The following is a 24,787-nucleotide window of genomic DNA, read 5'->3' as shown; positions in this document are numbered from 1 at the left end:
TGGAATTGAGAGAAAAGAAGGTGGTGTTGACCGCCAGCCAATACCCACTAAGGTGGGGCTCCATTTGTACCGAGATGAATATGATACCAACGGACCCGTTGAAATCGCTATTGCTGGAAGCATACAAACCATGCCGCTTTTTCGGACAGTGCCGAGAGGCACAATGGCGACCAGATAGTGGACACATTCCACGCGGTTATGTCGGTGCGACGGGCTCTGCGGAGGATGTCGAGGTTATTATGGTGTTTTCCGAACCTGGGCACCCTCACGACGGTGAAAGCTACGACGTTGCGTTGGGGTCTGACCACTTAATGGCCTCCAGCACAAACCATGCCTACAAGAGCTTCAAGCATGGAACGGACCTGTTTCATCGAAATGTCCGATGGTTCATTTCGCAACTATATCCCGACATGACCTTCGACCAACAGCTACGTCGGGTTTGGCTTACCGAGGGCAGGCTATGTTCCATCGACAATGAGATTGGTTCGACCAAAGACCGAACATGCGCTGCAAACTACCTTGTGCGGCAGATCGAGTTGTTGCCCAACGCCACGGTCGTTGCATTTGGTGGCAAAGCGAAACACTACTTGAAGGGCTTGGGTGTCGATTTCATTGGGGCCTATGCCCTTGCGCCACCGGGAGCGAACCATCGCCCCGCAAGACCAAGCTGGGAGGCGGCAATCGCTGAAATTAGGCGGCGACGCAATGCGCCGTGAACTGCGATTTATGTCAGCCTTATTGACGCATTCTGAGGTGGATTTCCGTTGCCGTTGCAAAGCGCGTTGCAAAAGACTGCGCCAATACGACTAACCGCTTGATCTTCAAGTCAAACCACCACGGGCGACAATTCATTGATGATCAATTGACCTCGCTCAACCACCACAGTTGCGACTTGCTCGCAACAAGAATGCGGAGAAAGCGGGAGGAGGTCACCTGCCGCCAGAACGCACCCAATGAACCTTGTCACCCTTTGTCACCCAAGCAGCAGCCTGACATACCAAAAATGCTTTGTTTTCAAGAAGGTTTGTCAGTTTGTCAGTTATGTCAGTAAAATAATAGTAGCAGCAAACACGCATCGTGCCCGAGCAGCCGTGGACAAATCACCAACGTCACAGCATATGAATTTACCCCTGTCATTACTGACATAACTGACAGAATTCGCATAACCACTTAGCGTTAAATCAAAAAAGGCATGTCACCCCGTGACATGCCTTTCGTACCCCGTGACAACTTTTCAATCAAAAAGGCGGATCACCATTCGGGTCTTCCTTTTGCGCGACCTGCCATGCCTGCCATCCGCCCGTATCGGGCATGTCGAAGTCGGCAGGGTCAAAGTCCACCGCCTCGTCGTCCTCGCCATAAGATTGCAAAGTCAGCCGCGTCACAGCCGCCCGAAAGTCAGTCAGCGTGCCAAAGTCGTAGCCTCGCTGCCCCGACTCCATCATAGGCGTTGCCGAAGCGTCGCCGTTCATGTCCGTGGACGTGTGGACGCGTTCGCAATACTGCGCCTTCCGCGACTTCTTCACTCCCGGAATCAGGTTGAGCAGCTTGTTGGCGATTTCTTCGGGCGACATGTTGCGTCCGCCCGACTGATGGACAAGCGTGGTCAAAGTCTTGTTCGAGATGATGCCCGCCGCTTTTCGGTCATGCGGGACAATGCCGCGCTCAGCAATCTCGTGCAAAGCAGCAATCAAAGGATCGGATGCCACCTTGTCGCGCGCCTTAGCCTCCGTGCCATAGCCAAACGTCAGAGCCTGCCTGTCTACCGGATAGTCGAGCAAGTAGCGCAACACGATACCTGGGCCGTCGTCTGATCGCATGAACGCGTGATAAGGCTCCCAAAAAGCGTACGCCTCCGCTTGACCGTCACGGGTCGTCATGTCGAATGGTTGCGCGACCTCGATCACCGTCCACCGCCTATCGTCAAAGTCGATATGGACGGCTTGGGTCTCGTTCGTCGTGGCGATGATACGGTGAACATTTTTTGCCTGCACGACCGCCTTATGCTTTTCCTCATAGGTCCAAGCAGGTGACGAGATGAACGACTTAAGCGTCGCCGCCGTCGCCTGCGATCCATGAAAGATCGACTCTTCGCAGGCGATGAAGGTCGCGCCAAAGATGCCGCGATTGAACCGCGAGAACAAACGTTGCGACTCCTGAACCTTCTGGACATACCGCTCGCCGAAGATCAGCGTCAGGATGCGCTCTTGCAGGAACGACTTGCCGCCGCCTTGCTTGCCGCGCAATGCGATTGCTGTTGGCGGTGAAGGCTCAGTCGGGTTTTGCACGGCGTCCGCGAGCCACATCGTCACCCAGTGAGCAAGATCCTCGTCACCCGAACACAACACCTCCAAGATGTAACGTTCGAACACCGAAGCGTCGCCATCTTTGGGGGCGACAGCAAAACCGCACCACACATTGTAGCCGGGGCCTGCATACTCGACAGGTTCGCAGACAACGCCCTTGAACCGAGCGTGATCGGGATCGCGCAACCACAGTTGAGCAAGCGGGATTGTTGCTTTGCCGATCCGGACAACTTTGTCCGAGGTTTCATCGAACAGCATCTGCTTGGTGAACGTTGTGAACTCAGGCGACGTTTTGTCGAGGTATTCGACTGTGCCGTTGATCGTGATTTTCGACCAGTCGCGATTGAACTTCTCAACTTGCCGATAATGCAACGGCGTCGGTGTGCCTTTGTCGAGCTTCTTCGTCCGTTTCAGGATGTTCTTGATCTCGGATTCCGTCAGCGCGCCCACCATGAACAAGTCATGGAATTTTTCGTCGCCATTCAGTTTTCGAACTTCCGCTTCCAATTCACTGTCCGGCCAGCCACGCGTTTGCATGGAGGCGGCAATACGCATCAACAGATCGTTTCGACCAGCTGGATCGTCAGGAATCTTGTAGCCAATGTCCGACGTGTCGAGTGTCGGCTGCTCATTTGTAATGGCAGCCATGGTCGCGGCATCAACGCGGCAATGTTCGTCGATGTGCGAAAGGATGCTGAGCGCGCTCATTTCGTCGAGTGCCCATTTCGGACTCGCGCTCTCGTCGATCAGCCATGCCAATTCACGCTGTTGCCCTTTCATTGGTAAATTGACAGAAGTTGGTTGGTCGTCGGGGTTAACGACTGTCTGTGTCTCCTTCGGGAATATTTCGACATCTCGCTTTTGCTTCTTGTCGAAGCACGCTTTCGGGAGGCGCTTACGCAGGGCAACTAGGTAATCGTGCATCACGCGTGCCGAAACAGGCTCAGACGCGAAGACATAGACGTGCAAGCCACGTGACTTTGTGCGGAAGGCAGCGCATCGGGTGCGCAGTTGATCAGCCACCAGGCGAACGTCGTCCTCGGGCATGTCATACCAGTCAATGTCGAGCACACCATAGAGACACGTGCTGTCTGCGCGCACAGGCGAAATGCCATAAGAGGCATCGCCCTCCAAATGCGCGCGGGCCATTTCGAGGGTCAGCGGGCCGTCGTCAAGCCGCGCTTTGGTTTCGATTTTGCCTTTGTCATTCTTCGATGGCTTGCCGCTGAGAACAAGATGGCGATCTTGGTTGCCATCAAAGAGGCGAAGGAGAGCTTCTGATGTTTGTTTGTCCATACCATTATCAGGATGGACCTGCTTCACTGGTCGCGTGTCGTCGCGTCGCCGTCTATAAATCAGTTATAGCGCACAACGCTTTCCATACCCGATACGCGAACAGTGAGGGGCAGGTTCATACTGCCCCTCCTACTTTGTGCGACTCTGCCCAAGCAATCACATCGTCGCGGTCATAGCGCACTGTGCGCTCGCTCCAATAGATCGAAGGCGGCACGTCGCCGTCACGTTTCCATTCGTAGAATTTCGATTCCGAAATGCCCACGAAGTTGCACACCTGTTTCGGTGTCATGAGTTTTGGGAGTTCGGCTTTTTGCTCGAGATGTTCAATGCGCTTTTCGAGCGTGCGCAATAGTGCGGAGGAATCCATCAACAGATCCTTTCGTCGGTCCTTTACCAAGACAGACGCTCTCTGTTGATATGCGACGCAACGAGCTTCATAGAACCAAGCCGCATCACGTCGCCGCGTACTTGGGTATGCTGTGCACTGCCAGAGTGGCGCGCGTCTCACGACGGGCGTAGGTGCTCGGGCATCTTAGTGCAGTTGCGGTTAACAAACAATTTAGAAAGAAGGTTCTACCTTAATGCGGTTGAAATACACTTTTTCAATGTCCTCGACGGCACGACGGTTACCCATGCGCTTGAGGTATTTCATCAGCATGTCGCTACCCTCGCCCGCCTTCTTATCGCCGCGCAGGAAGTGGGCGACATAGTCGGGCAAGAACGCCTCGGCAGACGCCTGCATGAAATGACGCCGCCCATCATGAGGCAGGAAAACGCGGACGCTCTCGTCGTTGATCGTGGCGAACGTGCCTTTGGGGTCCGTGATGTATCCCGTGGCCGACGACGCCGGGAACACCCATTCACTGTCCGTCTCACGGATCGCCTTGAGCAGGTCGATCACCGTATCCATCACGGGCAACGTGCGGGCGAGTTTGTTCTTCATCTTGGTCAGGTGGATCGTCTTGTTCTGCAAATCGATTTGATCCCACGAGAGCGAGCAAACGTTCTCCGACCGGATGCCCGTAAGGAACATGACGGCGACCGCCGTGCCGACAATGACGTTCTTCTCACGTCGCGCCATTATTGCCTCCCAGATCACCGACCAATCGTCTGCGTCGAGATCGTGGGCGTGTGCCGCCGCCGTCCATTGCGCCTCTGTTTCATCGCTTTTGGCGACGCGCGTCTTTTTCTGCCCAACTGGATTTACGACGGGTGCGAAGTTGAAAGCATTGCCGATACCGATGCGCACCGCCCTCGCTGTTGCCTTCTTTCCCTCAGCCATCAGGTCGTTGAGGACACCCTGAACGTCTGCGGAGGTTACGTCGGCCACATTGCGGTCCATGATCCCCCTCGCGTGCATTTCAAGCTGTCGGGACATTCGGTTGCGGTGATCGTCGGACATACCGCCTTGCGCCTGCGACGTATCGCACCAGAACTCCCAACCATCGCGAACGGTTACGATATTGCTCTTGGCAACGCTCGTCTTGGTGTCCCCCTGTTTAAACGCGGTGACCGCATCCATAGCCGGGAACGCTCCGACCTTGATCGACTTCGTTTTCCCATCGACGCGGCGTTTGATGTACCAAGTGTTCTTGGTCTTCCCGACGTTGAGATAGAGGCCGGGGAAACGATCCCCGTCGTGGCGATACATGCCGGGTGCGGCTTTTCGCAGTCGGGCGGGCTTTGTGAAATCAAGTGCGGCAGTCATCCGTAATGCTCCGTTTTTGCAACGTTTTGCAACGCACAAAATCACTAAGGCGCATTCCGGCGCACTGTCAACCGATTGATTGTCGTTGCAAAACAGGTGCAAACCACTGTTTTTACTAATGAACCGCATCAACTTACACCAAGTGAGTAAATATCGTCGCTTGACTGTTAATCAATTTGTCGTAGGTTCGATCCCTACCGCCGGAGCCAAAAATTCAAGGGCCTAGTGATCACTCACTAGGCCCTTTTGGTTTTCTTGGATTATAGATTTCGGGCTTACTTCAGAGCTTCGTCCGAGATCTCGAGGGTGTAGGCGCCTTCGGGCACTTTTGTGATGATCGGATCTGAACCGGCTGTCAGCAGCGACTGCACCGTGCGCTCGTAGTCAGCAACGTCGAGCGCGCCGTTTGAACCGGCTGTAAGCTTGGCAACTTCTGACATCATGCGGCGCTGGTGCTTCTCTGTTTGCGCACCCGAAGCGTCGTTCTCGAGAACGATATCCGCAGCTTCATCGGTGTTCTTTTCTGCATACTTCCAGCCCTTCATTGAGGCCCGCACGAAGCGCACCATCTTGTCTTTGAAGGCAGGGTCTTCAAGGTTCGAGCCGAGCACATACATGCCGTCTTCAAGTGTTGAAACACCCTCGTCTTCGTATTTGAACACAACGAGGTCTTCCGGTGTGAGGCCTGCGTCGATCACTTGCCAGTATTCGTTGTATGTCATGGTCGACACACAAGCCGCCTGCTTTTGCAGCAGTGGATCAACGTTGAAACCTTGCTTGAGCACGGTCACGCCGCCCTCTGAGCCGTCGGTTTTGAGGCCAAGTTTGCTCATCCAGCTCAGGAACGGGTATTCGTTGCCAAAGAACCAGACACCGAGGGTTTTGTCAGGGAAGTCGGCCGGTGTGGCGATGCCTGCGTCTTTGCGGCAGGTCAGCATCATGCCCGATGATTTGTAAGGTTGGGCAATGTTCACAAGGTCGAGGCCCTTCTCGCGTGAGGCAAGCGCTGATGGCATCCAGTCAAGCACAACATCAGCACCGCCACCGGCAATAACCTGTGCTGGCGCGATGTCAGGCCCGCCTGGCTTGATGGTGACGTTGAGGCCTTCTTCTTCATAGAAACCTTTGTCGAGCGCCACGTAGTAGCCAGCAAACTGTGCTTGTGTAACCCACTTAAGCTGTAGTGTTACGTCGTCGTCCGCTTGGGCGGCAGAGGCCCCGAACAGCATCGCGCCGGCAATTGCGCCTTTGATCATAGTCTTCATGTCTTCTCTCCTAGTTGGTAACAGTTACGTTCTTTGTGATGGGTGCCAGAAAGTTAGAGCTTTCTCGATTAGGGCCATCCCCCCATAAAATGCCGACCCGGCAAGGGCCGCCACAGTTATTTCTGCCCAGACCATGTCGAGCGCGAGGCGCCCTACTTCGGTCGAGATGCGAAAGCCCATGCCACGGATCGGTGAGCCGAAGAACTCGGCCACGATCGCGCCAATCAGGGCCAGCGTTGTGCATATCTTGAGGCCATTAAAGATAAACGGCAAGGCCGCTGGCAGGCTGAGTTTTGTCAGGCTTTGCCAATAGCTTGCGCCATAGGTGTTCATCAGGTCACGCTGGATGTTGTCTTGTGCTTGCAGCCCCGCGACGGTGTTTACCAGCATTGGGAAGAACACCATTATCACCACAACTGCCGCCTTTGACTGCCAGTCAAACCCGAACCACATCACCAGGATAGGCGCCATACCGATGATCGGAAGTGCTGCGACGAAGTTGCCGATCGGCAAGAGGCCGCGCTTGAGGAAATCTGATCTGTCGACTGCGATTGCCATAAGAAATGCCGCCGAGCAGCCGATGATGTAGCCTGTAAGGGCACCTTTGATAAAGGTTTGCAAGAAGTCTTCCCAAAGCGTTGGCAGGCTCGTGGCAAAGCGCGCGGCGATCATGCTTGGCGGCGGCAGAAGGATCGGCGAGATGTTGAAACCACGCACCAGCCCCTCCCAGAGCACAAGCAGCGTGATGCCAAACAGCGTTGGCACCAAGATACTTTTGAGCCGTGTTGGCGCAGAGTTGGCGAGGCGCACATTGAGCGCCCACATGACCAACCAAAAGACGACAGCGAAGATGACCCAGCTCATTGCAGCATCCCCATTCTTTTCAGCGTGACTTTTTCGACAAACCCGATCAGCGCCACGAGGCTTGCTGCGAGCACGGCAGCACAAATCAAAGCGCTCCATATCTGGATTGTCTGGCCATAGTAGCTACCTGCCAGCAAGCGTGCGCCGAGGCCCGCGACAGCCCCTGTCGGCAGCTCACCGACGATAGCCCCTACGAGCGAGGCCGCAATGCCGATTTTGAGTGAGGCAAAGAGATAGGGCATCGAGCTTGGCAGGCGCAGCTTCCAGAAGGATGTGCTCGAAGAGGCGTTCCATGTGCGCATCTGGTCAAGCTGCATATGATCCGGCGCGCGCAGGCCCTTAACCATGCCAACGACGACCGGAAAGAAGGAAAGATACATTGAAATGAAGGCCTTAGGCAGGAGCCCCGACACGCCAACCGCGTTGAGCACGACTATGATCATCGGGGCAACTGCGAGGATCGGGATGGTCTGGCTTGTGATCACCCAAGGCATCACCGACATATCCATCGCGCGGCTGTAAACGATGCCGATTGCAAGCATTATCCCGAGTGCTGTGCCAAAAGCAAAGCCAAGTAGCGTTGCTGAAAGCGTGATCCAGCCGTGCCAGATTAGCGAGCGCTTTGACGTGATCTTCTTGAGCACCGTTGTCTTGTATATCTCCTGCGCAACTTGGTGTGGCGCGGGCAACAGCGGCTTTTCTTGTGCCATTGTGTCAGAGACCAACTCGGAGAATGTAAGCTGCTTGTCAGCACGGGCGGCCTTGTCCTTGGCCCAAGCCGCGTTGAGCGCGATTGCGGCGGCATACCACACCGCCAGCAACAAGATCAGGATGCAGAGCACCGGCGCAGTGCGATGCCAGATTGCCCCCGCCTTAGTCATAAGCGTGCCCTGCTCTCAGGCCCTCACGCACGCGGTGCGCGATGTCGTTGAACTCGACACTGTCGCGGATATCAAGCGTGCGGTCGCGCGGCAGGTTGCTCTCTATCACCTCATAAATCTGCCCCGGACGCGGCGACATGACCACAATCTTGGTAGACAGGAACACTGCTTCGGGAATGGAGTGGGTGACAAATCCGATGGTCTTTTCCGTGCGCGCCCAAAGCTTGAGCAGCTGCTCGTTGAGGTGATCGCGCACGATCTCGTCCAATGCGCCGAAAGGCTCGTCCATCAGCAGTATGTCAGCGTCAAACGCCAACGCGCGGGCGATGCTCGCGCGCTGTTGCATGCCGCCTGAAAGCTGCCACGGGAACTTCTTTTCAAAGCCGTCCAACTCGACCAATTCCAGCACGTTTTTCACACGCTCGGCCTGCTCGGCTTTGTCATAGCCCATGATCTCAAGCGGCAAGCGGATGTTGCCGCCAATCGTGCGCCAAGGGTAAAGCCCCGCCGCCTGAAACACATAGCCATAAGCGCGTTTCATGCGGGCCTCGGCGGCGGACATGCCGTTGACAGTTACGTTGCCGCCTGTCGGAGTTTCCAAGTCAGCGATACAGCGCAAAAACGTGGTTTTACCGCAGCCCGACGGGCCAATAAAACTGACAAAATCACCCTTGTTGATATCAAGGTTAATGTCACTGAGCGCATGCACAGGGCCATCGTTGGTTTCAAATGTCAGCGACAGGTTCTGCGCTGAAATCACTGGTTGGTTCATCAAATACCTGCCGGAATGTTCTGTGGGTCACGCTCGATCTTGCGGGGCGAGTTAAGCGCCTTCCACTGGCTGAGGGCCTGGTTGGCCGAGCCAAACGCAGGACGCGGCACAAAACGGCCACGGCCGGGGTTGGGCTGGCTGTTCTTGCCCCAGGCCCAGATCACTTCACCACGGCTCAGTGTGTAGCGTGATTGTGCTTTAACTTCAAAGCCTTCAAAGACGTTGTAGTCCAGCACAGAGTGGTGGTTGCTCGGGCTGATGGTCTTGGAAATCTTCGGATCCCAGACCACGATATCCGCATCAGCGCCCTCAACAATCGCGCCCTTTTTGGGGTAGATGTTGAGGATCTTCGCCACATTGGTCGAGGTCGTCGCGACGAACTCTTCCTTGGTCAGGCGGCCTGTTTCCACGCCTTCTGTCCAAAGCACAGCGAGGCGCTCTTCCAGCCCGTTAGAGCCGTTGGGGATGATGCGAAAATCATCGCGCCCTGCCCGCTTTTGCGCGGTGCTAAAGGCGGCGTGGTCCGTCGCCACAACTTGCAAAGAGCCCGACTGCAACCCAGCCCAAAGGCTGTCTTGGTGGTCTTTGCTGCGGAACGGAGGCGACATCACGCGGCGCGCGGCATGGTCCCAGTCTTTGTTGAAATATTCGCTCTCATCCAGCGTGAGGAACTGCACCAAAGGCTCGCCATAAACCCGCATGCCCTTCTGGCGGGCGCGGCGGATGGCTTCATGTGTCTGTTCGCAGGATACATGCACGATATAAAGCGGCACGCCAGCGGTGTCGGCAATGGTGATCGCACGGTTCGCCGCCTCTCCTTCAAGCTCGGGAGGGCGCGAGTAGGCATGCCCCTCTGGCCCCGTGATGCCTTGATCGAAGTATTTCTGCTGCAATTCGGCAACCAAGTCACCGTTCTCGGCGTGCACCATCGGCAGCGCACCAAGCTCGGCACAGCGCTTGAAGCTCGCGAACATTTCGTCGTCCTCGATCATCAACGCGCCTTTGTAGGCCATGAAATGCTTGAACGAGTTCACACCCATATCAACGGCGTCTTTCATGCCGTTAAACACGCTTTCATCCCAGCCAGTGATCGCCATGTGATAGCCGACATCCGAACAAATCTGCGGAGCGCTTTTGCGGTGCCATTCGTTGATCGCGTTCTTGAGGTCGCCGTCTTCACCGGGCAGGCAGAAATCAACCACCATCGTTGTGCCACCAACCGCCGCGGCCCATGTGCCGGACTCAAACGTTTCGGCCGCCGTGGTGCCCATGAACGGCATTTCAAGGTGCGTGTGCGGATCAATGCCGCCGGGGATCACGTAAGCGCCCTCGGCGTCGATATACTCATCTCCGACAAGGTCTTGGCCGATCTGCTTGATCACCTCACCCTCGATCAGAACATCCGCCTTATAGCTACGATCCGCCGTGCAAACAGTGCCGCCTTTGATAACTTTGGTTGTCATGTTGTTTCTCCTTATCGGAACATTTACTGTTGCCGCCCGAATATGCCGCCACCGTTAAGTCTTGGTGTGCGATCTTCATCTGTTTTAGGTGATGCTGTGCCTTCAGACGCAGTTTTTCTCGCAGGAATTTCGGGAAGTGTTTTTCCAGACATAAATTTTGCAAGTTTCTTGATATCCACACCCTTTACGAATTCAAATTCAAGAAGCCCCATGCCAGACAACCAAACCTTGAACTCTCCGTCCAAATCAAAAGTTCCTGCAGTTTCAATGGAGAATGCCGTAATTTGGTGGAATCCGACAGACATATATTCCTTTTTCCGCCCAGTGAGGCCTTGCGAGTCAATAGAAACGAGACGAACTTCTGTCAGAATTAGCACATCGCGAATACTCTTATACTCAAACTTTACGGACTCATTTGGCATCAAGAGGTGTTCATATAGCGCGCTATTTGACCCCGCCTTTTGCTCTCTTAGGCCAGTTATTTGCTTACCATCCCAACCCATAAACTTTAGTCCTCTACAATCTCCGCCGTCTCCAAAACTGCTTGCAACAGCACGTCAGTGCCAGCTGTCGCCCATTCTTTTGAAATCTCTTCAGCTTCGTTGTGGCTAAGCCCGTCAACGCAGGGGCACATGATCATGGCTGTGGGTGCGACGCGGTTGATCCAGCAGGCGTCGTGGCCTGCCCCTGAGATGAGGTTCATGTGCGAATAGCCCATGCGCTCTGCGGCGTTTCTGACAGCTGTTACGCAGCCTTCGTCAAACGCCACCGGATCAAACCCGCCGACCTTTTCGAACTCCACGGTAAGCCCCATATCGTCAGCGACTTTCTGGCCTTCAACGCGCAGCCGCGCTTCCATGTCCTCGATCACGCTCAGGTCTGGTGAGCGAAAATCAACTGTGAACACCACTTGGCCCGGGATCACGTTGCGTGAGTTTGGGTAAACGTCGATATGCCCTGCCGCGCCAACAGCGTGGGGGGCATGGCTCCATGCGATCTCGTCAACTTTCTCCAGTATCCGCGCCATGCCGAGACCTGCGTTCTTGCGCATGGGCATGGGCGTTGAGCCTGTGTGGCTGTCTTTGCCGGTTACGGTGACTTGTGTCCACGACAGCCCCTGCCCGTGCGTTACAACGCCGATGTCCTTGCCCTCGGCTTCCAGGATCGGCCCTTGTTCGATGTGCAACTCGAACATGGCGTGCATCTTGCGCGCGCCGACTTCCTCATCACCACGCCAGCCGATGCGCTTGAGCTCGTCGCCGAACTTCAGCCCTTCCGCGTCTTCGCGCGCGTAGGCCCAGTCTTCGGTATGAATGCCAGCAAAAACGCCAGACGACAGCATTGCCGGCGCATAACGTGTGCCCTCTTCGTTGGTCCAGTTGGTGACAACGATCGGGTGTTTCGTTTTAATGCCAAGGTCGTTCAAAGTCCGGATGAGCTCAAGCCCGCCGAGCACGCCAAGCACGCCGTCATACTTGCCGCCAGTTGGCTGTGTGTCGAGGTGTGAGCCAACATAAACCGGCAGCGCGTCTGGGTCTGTGCCGCCCCATGTGGCGAACATATTGCCCATCGTATCAAGCCCCATGCTGCATCCTGCCGCCTCGCACCACGACTGAAACAAGGCGCGGCCTTCGCCGTCTTCGTCCGTCAGTGTCTGACGGTTGTTGCCGCCCGCAACACCGGGGCCGATTTTGGCCATTTCCATCAGGCTGTCCCACAGGCGCTCACCATTGATGCGCAGGTTCGAATTGAGTGTTGGCATGTCTCTCCCCCCTCGGAGCTTCCTTGACGGAATTTTTTTTGACTATATGGTCAAGTATTGTAGCGACCTGTCTAATCGGTCAAGTTTTTTCTGGAAAGAATGTTGTGTCAACCGAGCCCATCCCCTTTCGCCAAACTTCTAAGCGCTCGCAGAACCAAAAGCTTATTTTGGAGGCGGCTGAAAAAGTCTTTGCAGAGGCGGGGTTTGCGGGGGCAACGACACAGCTGATAGCCGATGTTGCGGGCCTCCCGAAGGCGAATGTGCATTACTACTTCAAAACCAAAGAAGAGATTTACCGCCGCGTCGTTTACAACATCTTTGATATTTGGATGGAGGCGGCCTCGGCGTTTGACACCGAGCTTGGGCCGAGCGAAGCCCTGTGCCGTTACATCGACATCAAGATGGATCTGTCACGTTCACACCCTAACGGCTCGCGCGTTTGGGCAGCCGAGGTGATGCACGGTGCGCCGATCATTCAGGACTATCTGGAAGGCCGACTCAAGGAGTGGTCAACCGACCGTGGCCTGCATATCGAGCGCTGGATCGCGAATGGCGAGATGGATGCGATCGACCCTGCGCACCTGCTCTATATGATCTGGTCAACCACACAGCATTACGCGGATTTCGGTCATCAGATCGAAACTCTGAACGGCGGCGTGCCCTACACTGATGAACAGTGGCAAGCAGCTAAACTTTCAGTTAAAACGATTATTCTGAAGGGTGTGGGCCTTTCTGTCGTTTAACCGGAAAGGCGCTTTGCATGGCGAGATCACAATCAACCAAACGCCCGACGCGCATCCAGCGCGAGAAGACCCGCGAGATACTTGAAGCCGCGCTTGATGTGTTCTCCGAGCGCGGCTTTCGCGGCTCGACGATTGACATGATCGCCACACGCGCCGGCCTCTCCAAACCCAACATACTCTATTACTTTGACAGCAAGGAAGCCATCCACAAGGCGCTTCTGGACGAATTGCTCAAGACATGGCTGGCGCCGCTTTATGCGCTTGATGAAGCCGGAGAGCCGATTGAAGAGATCTGCGGATATGTCGCCCAGAAGCTCAAGATGACGCAAAAATTTCCGCGCGAGAGCAAGCTGTTTGCCAATGAAATACTGCAAGGTGCGCCGCATGTCTTGCCCGAGTTGCAAGGTGAACTGAGAGACTTGGTGACTTTGAAGGCCGGGGTTGTTAGCGGCTGGATCAAGGCTGGCAAAATCGCGGACATTGATCCGATGCATCTGTTCTTCTCGATTTGGGCAACCACACAGCACTACGCTGACTTTGACATTCAGGTGCGCGCTGTAATGCGCGATGTAAACGACCCGTTTGCCAGCGCAGGCCCCTTTCTGGACAACATGTATCGCAAACTGCTCAACCCTGCGTCTTAAGCAGCAAAACAAGCGCCAGAACCGTGAGTGCCACGCCGATCATATCGTAAGCGGTTGGCCCCCCGTTGCCCATAACGAGCTGCCAGAAGATCACCCAACTCGGGATCAGGTATGTATGCGCCATGACTTTGACTGACGGCAGGCGCAGTGTCGCGAACTGGATCAAAGAGAACGTTGCTGCACTGGCAAATACAGCGAGGTAGAACACCACAGCCCAGACTGTGAGCGGCACAGCGCTGTAGTCGGTTGTCACCAGGCCCTTGAAGGCAAAAGGCAGCGTCACCACCAGCGCGCCGAGCGTGATCGCAAAGGTGAACACAACCGGTGGCTCGTCGCGTTTGAGCCTGCGCACGAGGGGGGCGTAGAGCGCATAAAACGTCATCCCGACAAGGAAGATAACCTCACCGCGTCCGATATGAAACGCCATGAGTTGCGAGAGATCACCCCGAAAGATCACCCAGACAGCACCAAGAGCGCCGATCAGCAAAGCAAGTAAAACACGCCGCGTAGGTATCTGATTTAGCAGGAAATAACCGAAAACACCTGTAACAAGTGGTGTCAGCGTAAACTCAACCGAGAGCGACACGGCAGGCGCGGTTTTGAGGGCTTCGAACATAAAGATAAAGTAGAGCGCCGGGCTGGCACCAAGCACCAGATAACGCCAGGGTGCATTGAAGGCTTCACGCCCCTTGCGCAACGCCGGCCACGCCAGAACCCCAAGCAAAACAACCGTAATCGTGAACCGGAACGCGGTAACAACAAGCGGCGACATCTGATCGCCGATCAGCGCCCCAAAAGCGAAAGACCCCGCGACCAAAGCCGCGAAGCCCATCATTGCTATATGGCCTGAAAGCTCGCGGCTCACGGCTTATTCAGCAGCAACCGCACCCGGGTTGTTGGGGTGTTTTGTCCAGTCGCCATGTTCTTTGACAACAGGTTTGCCCGTGCGCTCGTCGACGCTTCCGGGCTCTTGCACGACCATTGTGATGCAATCTTCAACTGGGCAAACTTCAACGCAGAGGTTGCAAGCCACGCACTCGGAATTGTCGACGGTGAACACACGGTCTTCCGACATCAGGATCGCTTGGTGCGAGGTGTCTTCGCAGGCGGCAAAGCAACGGCCACAGCTGATGCAATCATCCTGACTGATCGAGGCTTTGGTAACGTAGTTGAGGTTGAGATACTGCCAGTCAGTGACATTTGGCACAGCTGCACCGGCAAAGTCGGAGACAGAGGTATGCCCCTTCTCGTCCATCCACTGCGACAACCCGCTGATCATCTCTTGGACGACTTTGAAACCATAGGTCATCGCCGCGGTGCAGACCTGCACATTGCCACAGCCAAGCACCATGAACTCGGCTGCATCGCGCCAAGTGGTGATGCCGCCGATGCCCGATATCGGCAAGCCCGCTGTCTCTGGTGAGCGGGCGATTTCGGCGACCATGTTCATCGCGATCGGCTTGACCGCGGGGCCACAATAGCCGCCATGCGTGCCTTTGCCGTCAATCGTCGGTTGCGGTGCCATTGCGTCAAGGTCAACCGAGATGATCGAGTTGATGGTGTTGATCAGCGAGACAGCGTCAGCTCCTCCGCGCATCGCGGCGGCAGCCGGTTGGCGAATATCGGTGATGTTGGGCGTGAGCTTCACGATCACCGGCTTGGAGTAGTATTGTTTGCACCAGCGCGTGACCATTTCGATGTATTCAGGCACCTGCCCGACAGCCGATCCCATGCCGCGTTCGGCCATGCCGTGCGGGCAACCAAAGTTCAGCTCGATCCCGTCAGCGCCAGTGTCTTCAACCAGCGGCAGAATGGCCTTCCAAGCCTCCTCCTCGCAGGGAACCATCAAGGAAACGATAATGGCGCGGTCAGGGTAGTCGGCCTTGACGCGCTTGATTTCCTCAAGGTTCTGGTAGAGGTCACGGTCGGTGATCAGCTCGATGTTATTGAGGCCAAGCACGCGGCGATCTGCTCCATGAATGACGCCGTAGCGCGGGCCGTTGACGTTAACGACAGGCGGCCCTTCCGAACCAAGCGTCTTCCAGACAACACCGCCCCAACCAGCCTCAAAGGCGCGGCGCACGTTGTATTCCTTGTCGGTCGGTGGCGCTGACGCAAGCCAGAACGGGTTTGGTGATGTGATGCCAACAAATGTGGTTGTAAGATCTGCCATTGTTCTTCCCTCTTTCTGGTTTGCTATCAAAGCGTTGAGTGAATGTTGAGCGCAGCGTCACGGCCTTCGGCGACGGCAGTTACCGTGAGGTCATCACCGCCAGAAGCGCAGTCACCGCCAGCCCAAACACCTGCGACGCTGGTCTGGCCGTTCTCGTCAACGGTGATCTTACCACCGTCGATCGCCAGAGCATCTGGTGCGCCTTCAAGCGTCTGACCGATAGCTTTGAACACCTGATCGGCTGGTAGATTGAAGCTTTCGCCAGTGCGGGTAAGCTTGCCCTTTTTCGTCTTGGTGTAAGCAAATTCAACGCTTAGAGCCTTGCCGCTCTTGGCGACTTTCATTGGCTGCGCATTGTAGATGATCCGCACGCCTTTTGACGTGGCCAACTCCTGCTCATAGAGCGAGGCGCTCATCGCCTCCTTGCCGCGGCGGTAAACCAGCGCCACGTCTTGCGCGCCCAGAAGTTTACTTTGCACCGCAGCATCAACCGCTGTCATACCACCGCCGATGACGACAACATTCCGGCCCACTTCAACTTTGCGCAGATCCTCTGCTTGTCGAAGATCTGCAATAAACTCGACAGCGTCGCTGACCCCTGCAAGCTCTTCGCCCTCACAGCGCAGCGCATTGACACCGGATAGGCCCATGCCAAGAAAAACCGCGTCGTAGTCAGCTTGTAAGCTTTCAAGTGTAAGTCCATCCCCAATGGCCTGACCGTAGTTTAATGTAATGCCGCCAATGCCGAGCAGCCAATCAACCTCGCGTTGCGCAAAGCCATCAACCGATTTGTAAGCCGCGATGCCAAACTCGTTGAGCCCTCCGCCCTTTGAGCGGGCCTCAAAGAGAACAACATCATGGCCGAGCATCGCCAGTTTGTGCGCGCAGGCAAGTCCCGCAGGCCCTGCCCCGACAACCGCAATTGTCTTGCCCGTGCTGGCGGCGCGCTCGAACGGTTGCTCGCCCTGTGCCATAAGAGTGTCGGTTGCATAACGCTGCAAGCGGCCGATCTCGACAGGCTTGCCCTCGGCGACTTCGCGCACGCAAACTTCTTCGCAAAGCGTTTCAGTCGGGCATACCCGTGCGCACATTCCACCAAGAATGTTTTGGGAGAAGATCGTCTTGGCGGAAGCCTCGGGCGTGCCTGTGCTGATCTGGCGAATAAACAACGGGATGTCGATGGAGGTTGGGCAAGCCGTCATGCAAGGCGCGTCATGACAGAAGTAACATCTGTCGGCGGCAACCAGGGCCTCGTGATCAGACAGCGGTGCATGCAAGTCGCTAAAGTTGTCCTTCAGCGCAGGGCCTTCGAGCCTCTCTGCAGCGATTCCCGGTGTGGATGTTGAATTGCTCATTTAGGTCTCCCAAGTTCCATCTCGCATGAAACAGGCTACAGGCAGTTTATTTTTTTATCAATTGGTAAAATTTTAAAAGTGACACCCCCAAGCCCCTTGTTTTACTGATGTTGAGCGCTGCCAATACCCAACTAAAACAATCAGAAAAGCGCCGGAGATGCACAGGTGCATGCAAGAACCCCGTGGTGTCCCCTGCCTTCACGTTGCTCCAATCGCGGCTATAACTCTCGTTATCTGCTCATCGCAGCCGACATGTTCGCCGCTACCGGCTTGCGGCCCTCCCCGGCAAGGACGCGCCCGTGCCAGTCAAACTGACGGGGTAACTGCCCAAACCAAGCAACTGTTCTTTTCCGAACATGAGACCCTTCGGTTGTCAAAGCTTTGAGCATTCGGCTTGACCAATGCATGGAGGCCTACAACCTCAGCTTTTTTGAAAGCTCACTTTTGGGTCTTAGATTTCGAATCTGAATACCGCCAAGAGGCATCTGGGGGTATCGTATCAAACGGCAGTAAATGCCATCGGACAAAGGACATCAACGAAAGCCTTATAAAACAGGGCTTATCGGACGTCTTTGGATTTCTCGAAATAGGAAAATGGTGCCCCCACACGGACTCGAACCGCGGACCTATTGATTACAAATTCGAATAAGGTGATTTCGCCCGTTTTCTCCACAATGCGCCCTTCAACCATAAATGACTGAAAACAAACATTTATTATTGACCATTCAACCGCCCTTCTAACATTACTAACGCCATGAAACGCTGCACGAGGCTTCCGATAAGCTTCCGGATTTGACAAAAAGGGGCGCACGATATCATGGCAAAACTAACCAAACGATATGTGGAAAGCATACAAAACCCAGAACGAGAAACCATTCTTTGGGACGAAGAACTGGCAGGTTTTGGCGTGCGAATATACCCGACAGGCCGAAAGGTTTTTATCGTCCAATACAAACTTAATGGCCGCACACGTCGTAAGACCCTTGGCAGGCATGGCATCGTGACAGCCGAAGAAGCTCGCAAAGATGCGAAGCTTGTCCAAGCCGAAGTAGCACGCGGTTCAGACCCATCGGCAGAACGCAAAGCACGTTTGAGAAGCCCAACCATAAAGGAACTTGGCGAGCGCTTTCTAAAAGAACATGTGGCCGTGCATTGCAAACCAACAACTCAAACCGGATATGCAGGTATCCTCAAGAAGGTTGTTAACCCCGTGCTTGGAAGCATCAAAACTTCCGAAATCTCATTTACAGACATTCAAGCTTTCCATCAGAAGCGGCGCGACACGCCCTATCTTGCCAACCGTGGCGTTATGATTTTGTCGAAAATGTTGAACCTTGCCGAAGATTGGGGATTACGCTCGATGAACTCGAACCCAACCACGCGGATCAAAAAATATCCGGAAGTGGAAAAAAAACGCTATCTCGATGAAAGTGAACAGGAACGGCTTGGCGAGGTTTTGACAGAAATGCTCGCAGCTGGTGAAATCACACGTTATGTTTTTGCAGCCTTCTATTTGCTGTTGTTGACTGGTTGCCGACTTGGCGAAATTCAAAAGCTAAAATGGGATTATGTCACCCGAACGCATCTCGAATTACCTGACAGCAAGACAGGCCGCAGGCGTATTCCCCTGCCCCGCGAGGCACGTGCCCTTATCGACATGCTCGATCGACGAGAAGGCAACCCCTATGTCATTCTGGGCGATCATGGCACTGGTCACTACAACGACATGCAAAAACCTTGGCGCAAGATTAGGGCGCGTGCGGGTTTAGAAGACGTGCGAGTCCACGATTTGCGCCACACCTATGCATCGGTTGCAGTAATGAACGGAGTTGATCCATTCATGCTTAAGGAGATTTTGGGCCACAAAAACCTGTCTACTACTTTGAGATATGCCCATTTGTCAGATGATGCGGTGCAGAAGGCGGCGGGTAAGATTGCTAATCGACTTGCTACCACTTTGAATGGGTTGGCATAGGGCTTTTACTTTACGCTCAATCCCTCCATACCTTGAATTTGTTACTGTTTTCAGGATGTAGGGGCGCTTATGAACGAACAAAATGGTAAAAAACCATTCGTAGAAGACTCAAAAGCTGATGAACTGTTTGCAAGCGTGTCGAACACTTTGGTGGCAAAACTGACTAACAAATGTGAATTTTCCGTTTGTGAAGCGACGCTTCAACATAGCCTAAGAATAGCTCTTATAAATTTTGCCTTTGACGGCCTAAAGAATAGGTATCCAGAGAAAAAGGTCTTTCGCCGCGAGCTTGAAACGCTGGGGCGAACCGCTAGCGCTTTTGTTTCTGCTATTGAAAATCTCAACGATGCATCGCTTGAAGATGCTCAAGATTGGCTAGAAGAACCTGAATTTCTTGAATGGATGGCCCTACACCCAGACGCTGAAAATGATCCGGTATCGAAGGTCATTAGGTTTGACGCTTTAAAAATGCACATCTTGGAAATTGGAAAATGGTCTCAGATTGAACTCGACAAAATAAATCGTCAGCCTGCAGTTAAGGACAGGTCGCTTGGATCCAGCTTGAACCAACTGTTAGTCCAGCTCGCTGCGATTTTCGAGCAATACAACAGCATTTCGGCCAAATCCGCTTGCTACTATGACGCCGAGAGTGAAGGCTACAAAGGTAGATTTTATGATTTCGCTCTAGAGTTTTTAGACGCATGTTCCCCAGATAGCTACTTTAGTCATGTAGCATTGGGAAAACGGATATGCCGAATTCTGGCAAAGGACATTCAGGTCAAGTCTCTGACCTAAACGTCCTTTGAAGAAGTGCGATCAACGCCTCATCTTGCTGTAATCGCAATATGGAGAAACGAGATGCCTTTAGCTACAGCCTCAAAGATCGAACCTGCTCAATTGGTTAACGAGCGCGAAGCCGCGTCGATCCTTTGCTATTCGGTGCGAGCGCTTCAGAATTGGCGGCACCGTGGCGGAGGACCGGACTTTGTAAAGGTCTCGGCACGCTCGATCCGCTATCGCCGCGCCGATCTGGAAAAGTGGATCGCCGACCGCACGGTCTCGAATACGAGCCAAACCACCTAACAACCAAGTTTTGCCTTAAAGGGCTTGGCAGCACCTTTGAGGATTTTGGGGCCGAAAGGCTTTCAAACAGGCGCGCGGTTTCGCGACTGCGCGCCTTTCCTATGTCTGCCGCAAACAGAATGGAAAGGTTTCCGACATGAGCAAGGCACCCGCCTATAAGTTTCGATTAGGGCTTATCACCGCAACAATCTGGGATAACGACGGCTTTTACTCCGTTGATTTTACTCGATCTTACAAAGACAGCACAGGCCAGTGGCAAAACACGACAAGCTACGGGCATTCCGACCTGTTAAATGTCGCCAAGTCCGCAGAACGCGCCGAAAACTGGATCGCGAGGCAAGCAAATGCAGACAACTAAAGCCCCCGATAAGAACTCTATTCGGCCCCAAAATAAAAGCTGCCCCGCCGGAGGCACAAAGAAGCTCAAACCACACCAAAAGGCTCGCAACGAAAACGGGCAAAGGGGGGTGATTGTAGCACCCCCCTCTGGAAATACCGACCCACTCGGCATGACTGTTTTGCACCGTGGGTTTGACACTCTGGCGCTTGCCGTAAAAGCCAACATACCTTTGGAACTTTTCAAGTATCTGGAAAGCCAAAAGGAACTCGCCGAACAAGAGCGCCGAGAAGTTCTGATCGACTACAATGGCGTTAAGCTGCTCCTAAAACCGCATGGCGGAAACGGTTATCGTTTTATCGCCAGCGGCGGGCAACAAGGCGCGACTTGGTTTTTCAAGAAACCCAATGCCAAAGACGACTGGGGCATCCGGCTTTCATTTGGCTCTTACTTTATGGCTATGCATGGTTTGGGCCGCGCCAAGGCACACGTAGACGAAGCCTTGACGCGGCTAGGAGTCTATTTTGGCCGCGATAGCATCAGCATCTCACGCGCTGACTTTTGCGTCGATATTCTCGCGCCTGATTTCGAGTTGATCCCTGAACAGTTTGTAATGCACAGCGGAGCAGGACGGCGGGATTTTGTGGCGGACGCGGACAAGTCGATAAACGGAAAATCAGGCCGCACGACCTCGGTTACAGTGGGCGGGCCGCGTAATCGGCAGGTTATCATATACGACAAACGTGCGGAGGTGATTGCCCATAAGAAAACCTACTGGTGGGACATCTGGAACCATACTTTACGTTACATAGGAGACAACGCGCCCTGTAATCATACATTACATAGGGCCGACAATCCGCCAACAATATTAAGCCCCGACCCTGAGCAAGCTCAGGCCAACCGCGTGTGGCGTGTAGAATTTCGAGCGGGGAAAGACCTGTTGAAAGACACTTGGGGCATCCGCACATGGGATCAGCTATTTGACCTTTACGGAGACTTGTGCCGCCAATCCGGCGAAGTGGTGCGCTATACGGAGCCCGACCCGACCGACAGCAACCGCGCACGCTGGCCCAATCATCCGTTATGGGAAATCGCCTGCGCCGAAATGAATGACGACCTGATCGAGATGCGCAGCGGGGCCGATCCGAAACCGATGAAAGAGGTTCACCGCGAGCAGCATATCAGCACGATATTCCGCAACGTGCACGGCTCATGCATCACCATTGCGGCGCTTGAGGGTGCAGAAGCTGAAGACTTGCCCGAAACCTTCGCCGATCTCGCCCGCCAAATGCAGGACGAGGTAAAGGCCAAACCCGAAAAGGCAGCAAAGCAGCTTCAAGACGCGAAAGAGCGGTATGTGTTTATACGGCGGCCGGAGCTTACATAAGGTAACATAACAGACAGTCGAAAACGCCTTACATTACGTAGGGCGCTTTCGCGTGTTTGGAAACAAAGGGCGGGAAGCTGAAACTCGCATCGAATGTTTGATTTAACCTCAATATGGAGAGAGCTGCCACTAAAGATTTAGCGGGACCGATGCTTACACGACGCAAGGCCCCGTTCGGGCACTATTTTCCTCTCACGAAGCGTTGACCGACACAGCAGGTTTCATCCGCGCACCAAATACGGGAGTAAGGTGATCGCTTTTCTCCACCCGTTGGTTCGGGTTCTTGTCCCATAGCCAAAGCGGCCTTGCGATGAGTGTCTAGGTTAATCCGGAACCTAATCGCCCCGTAAGACATTCAACCCCACCTAGCTCGGCAAAAATCCAAGATCGAACACCTGGGGGCGCAGCTTTGTTGTTAGGTCTGCATAGGCGGCCTTGAAGGGGGCGAAGTCGGTGATTTCTGTATCGCTATAGGCTTCGAGCGCGCGGCGGACCTGATACCAACCAGCGTCCGCGCGGCCCAATTTGAACTCTAGCCTGATCTTGTTGGGGAAGCCGATAGCGTGGAAGCGTTGGAACAGCTTGCGGCCTTCGTCGAGGACCGCAAGCGCTTCGGGCGAAAAGGCCATGCCCGTCATATATTGCACCATGAAATCGCTTTCGAATCGAGCATTCGCACCGACTTGGGCTTCGGTGAAAGGAATGAAGTGATTGGTGAGCGACCAGTCGCGACCATTCCAGTTCAGCCCATCCGCCCCTGCGGTGAGGTTGCTGCCATTGAACAGCATCCAGACTAGGCAATCGGATTTGAATTCGTCAGACAGTGGTTGTGTGGCTTGTAGAAACTGGTCGCGGTCGTTGAGCCATGTTGGCTTGATCAGTAGTCTAACGGCGAAAACGACAGCGGCTTGCCAGAGATTCTCAGCAGTAACGAAGAAGCCCCGCGCACTACCGTAACCAGAAGACATCAAAAAAGTTTTTGCCACAGCATTCTGGAAATCATTACCTGCGCAGTTAAGCCATGCGACAGCGTCATCAGACCACCGGGTGCCGCGCAAGTCAGCGGTTGAAGTAGCTGGGATTATTGCGCCTTTGAGCGGGATCGACGTTTGCTTGTTCGACGGCGGCCTTACTACCCAATCTGTTAGCAATTCACGACCGTCATAGTTTAAATATGTCTTTTCACCAATCTGGTTGCCATTTTTGTCCAATGACAGGGCGGTGACATCTCTAACAAAGCTACTTGACGCAGTATCCCAAATGAAAAAAGAAATTGGAAAGTTTCCCTTAAGCCCTTCGAACGCTTTGCTGTGAACAGCAAAGCCGCCCAAATATTCAGCTCGCCAAGCGTCACGAAACTCATTTAACGTGGGTGTAGAGATATACTTGACCTTGCTAAATATCGCCAACTTTGCCTTCGGTATTTCTTGGTAAGCTCTTGCAATAAACTGCATGAACAATTCGTTTGTGGCTTTGCCGTATTGCTCCATCGCAGTTCTCGCAAACTGCGTATTTGCTACACCGAGTTTGTTTTCGCTTTTTGCCATTGGCACAGCATGGCCACCGCCTGTCGCCTCCGCATAAGGCGGATTAATCAGAACCAAGATCGGCTTCGCGCCCTTTTTGCCTTCGCGCGTATCGGCAATCGCCTGCCTCAGTTCCAGCGGCAGCTTGCCCGACAAGTCATAGTCAATCTGCCCAAAATCATCCACATCATCGTTGAGGTAGTCGTACTGGAAAATCCCAGCCCCTGCGAAGGCAGGATTGCTGCGCATGATCGTTACGTCTTCGGGGTCGAGCGTCGACATATAGACATTGCGCAAATTTGAGTGCTTGGCCTCCAGATTTCCTACACCCGCGCACATATCCCATACGATGTATTTCTTCTGCCAGTTCTTCCCAAGCGTAGCCGTCAACTGATCATAGGCTTTGTCTACGATATGCAACGGTGTGTAGAACGCGCCCTTGAATTTCTGATCGTCCATCGGCAACAGGCTGTCGCGCCGCTCAAGCAAATAATGCCGATGCTCCTTTTCAGGCGGGCGATGGTAAATGTTCCAGAAATTGCGATAGCCACTTTCGCTGGCGAGCTCATATTGGTCAGCCCCGATGATGAACACTGGCTTATTGCCGCTGAACAGCAAGCGAGCGGGAAGGTTGCGCATCGCTTCGTCGCGCCCGTCGTGCATGATGTCAGCAAAGAACAAGACAGCATAATCCGCCTCGTTCTCGACGCCAAGTTCAACACCGACCATCGCGACCCATTTGTCGAATACCTGCCGCAGGTTATCGGGCGTAATTGGGGTGCGGATAATCCGGCCTTCGCTGATCGCGTCCTTCGTCGCCTTGATGAACTCTTCTTCGTAGTCCTCAATCTGGTAGAGGACAAAATGGGTTTCAATGACTGGGGCGATTTTGGCAGCGAACACCATGTCAGCCGCAGAGCCGGATTTCGGCCAAACGATGTTCTTGTCCTCGAGCAGCGGTAAGGCGTGCTCGGTTGCCATCAAGGCCGCCTTCTCACGGTCAATCACGCAAAGGAATCCGGGGATGGGCTCGCCCCGCTTGCGCGCTGCGCGAACATAAACCATCAGTTGTGCGAACATCAGCAAGGGCGGTGTGGCGGCTTCCTTAGCCTCGAACCAGATTTCGTTAGTCTGAATGTCGACAAGGCCCTTATTTACACCTTTGAGGCCGAGCGCCGCGATGTAAGCATCTTTGACGTCTTCCTCAGTCTTGGCGCGGATGAGTGCTTCCTTCAGGCTCATACGAC

22 protein-coding genes and 1 tRNA gene are annotated in these 24,787 nt (G+C 54.3%); 8 read left to right on the top strand and 15 right to left on the bottom strand.

Annotation, left to right across the window (positions count from 1 at the left end; all coding sequences use genetic code 11):
* Positions 1 to 5 precede the first annotated feature (5 nt).
* Positions 6 to 716 (top strand): hypothetical protein, encoded by a 711-nt coding sequence (locus KO498_RS10085; RefSeq protein ID WP_252731380.1) that lies wholly within the window; start codon positions 6 to 8, stop codon positions 714 to 716.
* Between the two features lie 522 nt (positions 717 to 1,238).
* Here KO498_RS10085 and KO498_RS10080 read toward each other — a convergent pair.
* The 10 genes from KO498_RS10080 to KO498_RS10035 form a co-directional block, all read right to left on the bottom strand.
* Positions 1,239 to 3,602, bottom strand: a complete 2,364-nt coding sequence (locus KO498_RS10080; RefSeq protein ID WP_215959777.1) for a DUF5906 domain-containing protein — start codon at positions 3,600 to 3,602, stop codon at positions 1,239 to 1,241.
* A 115-nt stretch (positions 3,603 to 3,717) separates the two neighbouring features.
* Positions 3,718 to 3,969 (bottom strand): helix-turn-helix transcriptional regulator, encoded by a 252-nt coding sequence (locus KO498_RS10075; protein WP_215959776.1) that lies wholly within the window; start codon positions 3,967 to 3,969, stop codon positions 3,718 to 3,720.
* A 192-nt stretch (positions 3,970 to 4,161) separates the two neighbouring features.
* Positions 4,162 to 5,310 carry a tyrosine-type recombinase/integrase gene (locus KO498_RS10070; RefSeq protein WP_215959775.1) on the bottom strand — a complete coding sequence of 383 codons (1,149 nt, stop codon included), beginning with the start codon at positions 5,308 to 5,310 and terminating at the stop codon, positions 4,162 to 4,164.
* Between the two features lie 275 nt (positions 5,311 to 5,585).
* On the bottom strand, positions 5,586 to 6,575 hold the full coding sequence (locus tag KO498_RS10065; protein ID WP_215959774.1) for an ABC transporter substrate-binding protein: 990 nt from the start codon (positions 6,573 to 6,575) through the stop codon (positions 5,586 to 5,588).
* A gap of 24 nt (positions 6,576 to 6,599) precedes the next feature.
* On the bottom strand, positions 6,600 to 7,439 hold the full coding sequence (locus KO498_RS10060; RefSeq protein ID WP_215959773.1) for an ABC transporter permease: 840 nt from the start codon (positions 7,437 to 7,439) through the stop codon (positions 6,600 to 6,602).
* Positions 7,436 to 8,320 (bottom strand): ABC transporter permease, encoded by an 885-nt coding sequence (locus KO498_RS10055; RefSeq protein WP_215959772.1) that lies wholly within the window; start codon positions 8,318 to 8,320, stop codon positions 7,436 to 7,438. Before KO498_RS10055 ends, KO498_RS10060 begins: the two co-directional genes overlap by 4 nt.
* Positions 8,313 to 9,092, bottom strand: coding sequence for an ABC transporter ATP-binding protein (locus KO498_RS10050; protein WP_215959771.1), 780 nt, complete (start codon positions 9,090 to 9,092; stop codon positions 8,313 to 8,315). Before KO498_RS10050 ends, KO498_RS10055 begins: the two co-directional genes overlap by 8 nt.
* Positions 9,092 to 10,555, bottom strand: a complete 1,464-nt coding sequence (gene hydA, locus KO498_RS10045) for a dihydropyrimidinase (RefSeq protein WP_215959770.1) — start codon at positions 10,553 to 10,555, stop codon at positions 9,092 to 9,094. The genes KO498_RS10050 and hydA overlap by 1 nt, the downstream gene beginning before the upstream one ends.
* A gap of 23 nt (positions 10,556 to 10,578) precedes the next feature.
* Positions 10,579 to 11,058, bottom strand: a complete 480-nt coding sequence (locus tag KO498_RS10040; RefSeq protein WP_215959769.1) for a PH domain-containing protein — start codon at positions 11,056 to 11,058, stop codon at positions 10,579 to 10,581.
* A 5-nt stretch (positions 11,059 to 11,063) separates the two neighbouring features.
* Entirely contained in the window at positions 11,064 to 12,317 is a 1,254-nt protein-coding gene (locus KO498_RS10035) for a Zn-dependent hydrolase (protein ID WP_215959768.1), read from the bottom strand.
* A gap of 104 nt (positions 12,318 to 12,421) precedes the next feature.
* Here KO498_RS10035 and KO498_RS10030 point away from each other — a divergent pair, with 104 nt between their 5' ends.
* Positions 12,422 to 13,060, top strand: a complete 639-nt coding sequence (locus tag KO498_RS10030; RefSeq protein WP_215959767.1) for a TetR/AcrR family transcriptional regulator — start codon at positions 12,422 to 12,424, stop codon at positions 13,058 to 13,060.
* A 17-nt stretch (positions 13,061 to 13,077) separates the two neighbouring features.
* The gene (locus tag KO498_RS10025; RefSeq protein ID WP_215959766.1) at positions 13,078 to 13,704 is read left to right on the top strand and encodes a TetR family transcriptional regulator C-terminal domain-containing protein; all 627 of its coding nucleotides are present in this window, start codon (positions 13,078 to 13,080) and stop codon (positions 13,702 to 13,704) included.
* Here KO498_RS10025 and KO498_RS10020 read toward each other — a convergent pair.
* The 4 genes from KO498_RS10020 to KO498_RS10005 all read right to left on the bottom strand — a co-directional run bounded on the left by KO498_RS10020 (position 13,688) and on the right by KO498_RS10005 (position 17,905).
* Positions 13,688 to 14,569 carry a DMT family transporter gene (locus KO498_RS10020; RefSeq protein WP_215959765.1) on the bottom strand — a complete coding sequence of 294 codons (882 nt, stop codon included), beginning with the start codon at positions 14,567 to 14,569 and terminating at the stop codon, positions 13,688 to 13,690. The genes KO498_RS10025 and KO498_RS10020 overlap by 17 nt on opposite strands.
* A gap of 3 nt (positions 14,570 to 14,572) precedes the next feature.
* Positions 14,573 to 15,877, bottom strand: coding sequence for an NAD-dependent dihydropyrimidine dehydrogenase subunit PreA (gene preA / locus KO498_RS10015; protein ID WP_215959764.1), 1,305 nt, complete (start codon positions 15,875 to 15,877; stop codon positions 14,573 to 14,575).
* 26 nt (positions 15,878 to 15,903) lie between these two features.
* The gene (locus KO498_RS10010; protein ID WP_215959763.1) at positions 15,904 to 17,232 is read right to left on the bottom strand and encodes an NAD(P)-dependent oxidoreductase; all 1,329 of its coding nucleotides are present in this window, start codon (positions 17,230 to 17,232) and stop codon (positions 15,904 to 15,906) included.
* 595 nt (positions 17,233 to 17,827) lie between these two features.
* Positions 17,828 to 17,905 (bottom strand) — tRNA-OTHER (locus tag KO498_RS10005).
* Between the two features lie 144 nt (positions 17,906 to 18,049).
* On the opposite strand from KO498_RS10005, the gene KO498_RS10000 reads away from it, so the two are divergent.
* From KO498_RS10000 to KO498_RS09980, 5 genes are all read left to right on the top strand, one after another.
* On the top strand, positions 18,050 to 19,207 hold the full coding sequence (locus KO498_RS10000; RefSeq protein WP_215959762.1) for a site-specific integrase: 1,158 nt from the start codon (positions 18,050 to 18,052) through the stop codon (positions 19,205 to 19,207).
* Positions 19,208 to 19,276: 69 nt separating this feature from the next.
* Positions 19,277 to 20,002: a hypothetical protein gene (locus tag KO498_RS09995; protein WP_215959761.1), complete on the top strand. Its 726-nt coding sequence runs from the start codon at positions 19,277 to 19,279 to the stop codon at positions 20,000 to 20,002.
* Positions 20,003 to 20,065: 63 nt separating this feature from the next.
* Complete coding sequence (locus tag KO498_RS09990) at positions 20,066 to 20,290, top strand: helix-turn-helix transcriptional regulator (protein WP_215959760.1); 225 nt, start codon at positions 20,066 to 20,068, stop codon at positions 20,288 to 20,290.
* Positions 20,291 to 20,426: 136 nt separating this feature from the next.
* Positions 20,427 to 20,648, top strand: a complete 222-nt coding sequence (locus tag KO498_RS09985) for a hypothetical protein (RefSeq protein WP_215959759.1) — start codon at positions 20,427 to 20,429, stop codon at positions 20,646 to 20,648.
* Between the two features lie 109 nt (positions 20,649 to 20,757).
* Entirely contained in the window at positions 20,758 to 22,014 is a 1,257-nt protein-coding gene (locus KO498_RS09980) for a hypothetical protein (protein WP_215959758.1), read from the top strand.
* Positions 22,015 to 22,379: 365 nt separating this feature from the next.
* Here the strand turns inward: KO498_RS09980 and KO498_RS09975 are convergent, their stop codons facing one another.
* Positions 22,380 to 24,782, bottom strand: a complete 2,403-nt coding sequence (locus KO498_RS09975; RefSeq protein WP_215959757.1) for a hypothetical protein — start codon at positions 24,780 to 24,782, stop codon at positions 22,380 to 22,382.
* Positions 24,783 to 24,787: the final 5 nt, after the last annotated feature.

This window comes from Lentibacter algarum (assembly GCF_018860975.1).
In the GTDB taxonomy this organism is placed as follows: Bacteria; Pseudomonadota; Alphaproteobacteria; order Rhodobacterales; family Rhodobacteraceae; genus Lentibacter; species Lentibacter algarum_A.
The sequence above is the reverse complement of the archived record's forward strand: the minus strand, read 5'-3'. Positions and strand labels throughout refer to the sequence as shown.

What these genes read in the sequence shown, in the direction of transcription:
- KO498_RS10080 (WP_215959777.1), bottom strand. Translation starts at nt 3,602, where the DNA reads ATGGACAAACAAACATCAGAAGCTCTCCTTCGCCTCTTTGATGGCAAC.
- KO498_RS10075 (WP_215959776.1), bottom strand. Translation starts at nt 3,969, where the DNA reads ATGGATTCCTCCGCACTATTGCGCACGCTCGAAAAGCGCATTGAACAT.
- KO498_RS10070 (WP_215959775.1), bottom strand. Translation starts at nt 5,310, where the DNA reads ATGACTGCCGCACTTGATTTCACAAAGCCCGCCCGACTGCGAAAAGCC.
- KO498_RS10065 (WP_215959774.1), bottom strand. Translation starts at nt 6,575, where the DNA reads ATGAAGACTATGATCAAAGGCGCAATTGCCGGCGCGATGCTGTTCGGG.
- KO498_RS10060 (WP_215959773.1), bottom strand. Translation starts at nt 7,439, where the DNA reads ATGAGCTGGGTCATCTTCGCTGTCGTCTTTTGGTTGGTCATGTGGGCG.
- KO498_RS10055 (WP_215959772.1), bottom strand. Translation starts at nt 8,320, where the DNA reads ATGACTAAGGCGGGGGCAATCTGGCATCGCACTGCGCCGGTGCTCTGC.
- KO498_RS10050 (WP_215959771.1), bottom strand. Translation starts at nt 9,092, where the DNA reads ATGAACCAACCAGTGATTTCAGCGCAGAACCTGTCGCTGACATTTGAA.
- hydA (WP_215959770.1), bottom strand. Translation starts at nt 10,555, where the DNA reads ATGACAACCAAAGTTATCAAAGGCGGCACTGTTTGCACGGCGGATCGT.
- KO498_RS10040 (WP_215959769.1), bottom strand. Translation starts at nt 11,058, where the DNA reads ATGGGTTGGGATGGTAAGCAAATAACTGGCCTAAGAGAGCAAAAGGCG.
- KO498_RS10035 (WP_215959768.1), bottom strand. Translation starts at nt 12,317, where the DNA reads ATGCCAACACTCAATTCGAACCTGCGCATCAATGGTGAGCGCCTGTGG.
- KO498_RS10025 (WP_215959766.1), top strand. Translation starts at nt 13,078, where the DNA reads ATGGCGAGATCACAATCAACCAAACGCCCGACGCGCATCCAGCGCGAG.
- preA (WP_215959764.1), bottom strand. Translation starts at nt 15,877, where the DNA reads ATGGCAGATCTTACAACCACATTTGTTGGCATCACATCACCAAACCCG.
- KO498_RS10010 (WP_215959763.1), bottom strand. Translation starts at nt 17,232, where the DNA reads ATGAGCAATTCAACATCCACACCGGGAATCGCTGCAGAGAGGCTCGAA.
- KO498_RS10000 (WP_215959762.1), top strand. Translation starts at nt 18,050, where the DNA reads ATGGCAAAACTAACCAAACGATATGTGGAAAGCATACAAAACCCAGAA.
- KO498_RS09995 (WP_215959761.1), top strand. Translation starts at nt 19,277, where the DNA reads ATGAACGAACAAAATGGTAAAAAACCATTCGTAGAAGACTCAAAAGCT.
- KO498_RS09990 (WP_215959760.1), top strand. Translation starts at nt 20,066, where the DNA reads ATGCCTTTAGCTACAGCCTCAAAGATCGAACCTGCTCAATTGGTTAAC.
- KO498_RS09985 (WP_215959759.1), top strand. Translation starts at nt 20,427, where the DNA reads ATGAGCAAGGCACCCGCCTATAAGTTTCGATTAGGGCTTATCACCGCA.
- KO498_RS09975 (WP_215959757.1), bottom strand. Translation starts at nt 24,782, where the DNA reads ATGAGCCTGAAGGAAGCACTCATCCGCGCCAAGACTGAGGAAGACGTC.